This window comes from Pseudomonas agronomica, from assembly GCF_025917275.1.
Lineage (GTDB): Bacteria > Pseudomonadota > Gammaproteobacteria > Pseudomonadales > Pseudomonadaceae > Aquipseudomonas > Aquipseudomonas agronomica.
In genome coordinates this window covers 1-1518 of record NZ_JAOSHO010000796.1, presented here as the reverse complement: position 1 = coordinate 1518, position 1518 = coordinate 1, and the positions used below count along the sequence as shown (strand labels likewise).

General features: G+C 62.7%; 3 protein-coding genes. 1 reads left to right on the top strand and 2 read right to left on the bottom strand.

Going from position 1 to position 1518, the window contains the following annotated elements; genetic code table 11:
* A partial coding sequence (locus OC610_RS27210) for a hypothetical protein (protein WP_264432487.1) occupies nt 1-199 on the top strand: 199 nt, incomplete at its 5' end.
* On the opposite strand, the gene OC610_RS27205 is transcribed toward OC610_RS27210, so the two are convergent.
* Together OC610_RS27205 and OC610_RS27200 are read right to left on the bottom strand one after the other, a co-directional pair.
* Nucleotides 180-944, bottom strand: coding sequence for an ABC transporter ATP-binding protein (locus OC610_RS27205; RefSeq protein ID WP_264432485.1), 765 nt, complete (start codon nt 942-944; stop codon nt 180-182). The genes OC610_RS27210 and OC610_RS27205 overlap by 20 nt on opposite strands.
* Nucleotides 945-957: 13 nt before the next feature.
* Nucleotides 958-1518, bottom strand: a 561-nt coding sequence (locus OC610_RS27200; protein ID WP_408636669.1) for a succinylglutamate desuccinylase/aspartoacylase family protein, incomplete at its 5' end; no start/stop codon positions are given.

Below are 1518 nucleotides of genomic sequence, written 5' to 3'. Positions count from 1 at the left end.
GAGCTTGCTCCCGCTGGTCGTAGGAGCTGCCGAAGGCTGCGATCTTTTGATCTGGATCTGGATCTGGATCTGGATCTGGATCTGGATCTTTCGCTTACGATTCAAGCGGCAGTGGAAAGATCGCAGCCTCGTTGCACTCGGCAGCTCCTACGGGCCGGCTCGGCGCTACAAATGCGAGTTTATTTCAGATTGCCACTGAGGAACTGCTTGAGCCGTTCGCTGGTGGGATTGCCCAGCACGTCTTCCGGCGCGCCTTCTTCTTCCACCAAGCCCTGGTGCAGGAACAGCACCTGGTTGGACACCTTGCGGGCGAAGCTCATTTCGTGGGTCACCATGATCATGGTTCGGCCTTCTTCGGCCAGGCCCTGGATGACTTTCAACACTTCGCCCACCAGTTCCGGGTCCAGGGCCGACGTCGGCTCGTCGAACAGCATGACTTCCGGCTCCATGGCCAATGCGCGAGCAATCGCGACGCGCTGTTGCTGGCCACCGGAGAGGAACGCCGGGTACTGCTCGGCAACGCGGGCCGGCAGGCCAACCTTGTCGAGGTAGCGACGGGCGCGGTCGTCGGCTTCCTGCTTGCTGACACCGAGCACCCGGCGCGGCGCCATGGTGATGTTTTCCAGCACGGTCATGTGGCTCCACAGGTTGAAGTGCTGGAACACCATGGCCAGGCGCGTGCGGATGCGCTGCAATTCGTCGGCGTCGGCCACCCGCATGCCGTGGTGATCCTTGATCATCTGGACCGACTGGCCGTCCAGGCTCATGGCGCCGTCGTTGGGTTGTTCGAGGAAGTTGATGCAACGCAGGAAGGTACTTTTGCCCGAACCGCTGGCGCCGATCAGGCTGATCACGTCGCCGGTCCTGGCCTTGAGCGAAACCCCTTTGAGCACCTCATGCTGGCCGTAGCTCTTGTGCAGGCCTTCAATGGTCAGTTTGTACATGGAACAGGCATCCTCAAGGCGAAAGTAGGTAGCCGCTGCGGTAGGCTTCGGTCCCGGCGACATGGGCGATGACCATGCCGGCAGTGGCCATGCGACGCAGCGAGCGGGCATAGAGCAGCCCGGCGTTACGGCAATGAACGGGCGTAACGGTGTCGTTGATCGGGTCGATGATTTCGGCGATCAGTTGCCCGGCCTCCATGTACTCGCCGGGCAGGGCGCTGTACACCAGCAGGCCGCCGACCGGCGTCGCTACCGGTTCGACCGCGGCCAGTGGCGTGGCCGGGTAGGGCAGGTCGGGCAACGGCACCGGTTCGCCGTCGATGGCGCCGAAGCGGATCAGGTATTCGATCAAGGCCTGGCAGTCGAGGCTCGCCAAGCCATGGTTGACGTCGCCCTGGCCGCGCAGTTCGACAGTGACCGAAAAGCTGCCCAAGGGGATTTCGAATCGTTCGCCGAAACGTTCCTTGAGTTGCCACCAGAGCAGTGTGAAACACTCATCGAACGATTGGCCGCCCGAGTCGGTGGCCAGCAGGCTGGCCTCGGCACCGATGTAGCGCGCCAGCGGCTCGACCTG

Excerpts from the sequence above, each read along its gene's own strand:
- OC610_RS27205 (WP_264432485.1), bottom strand. The coding sequence starts at position 944 with ATGTACAAACTGACCATTGAAGGCCTGCACAAGAGCTACGGCCAGCAT.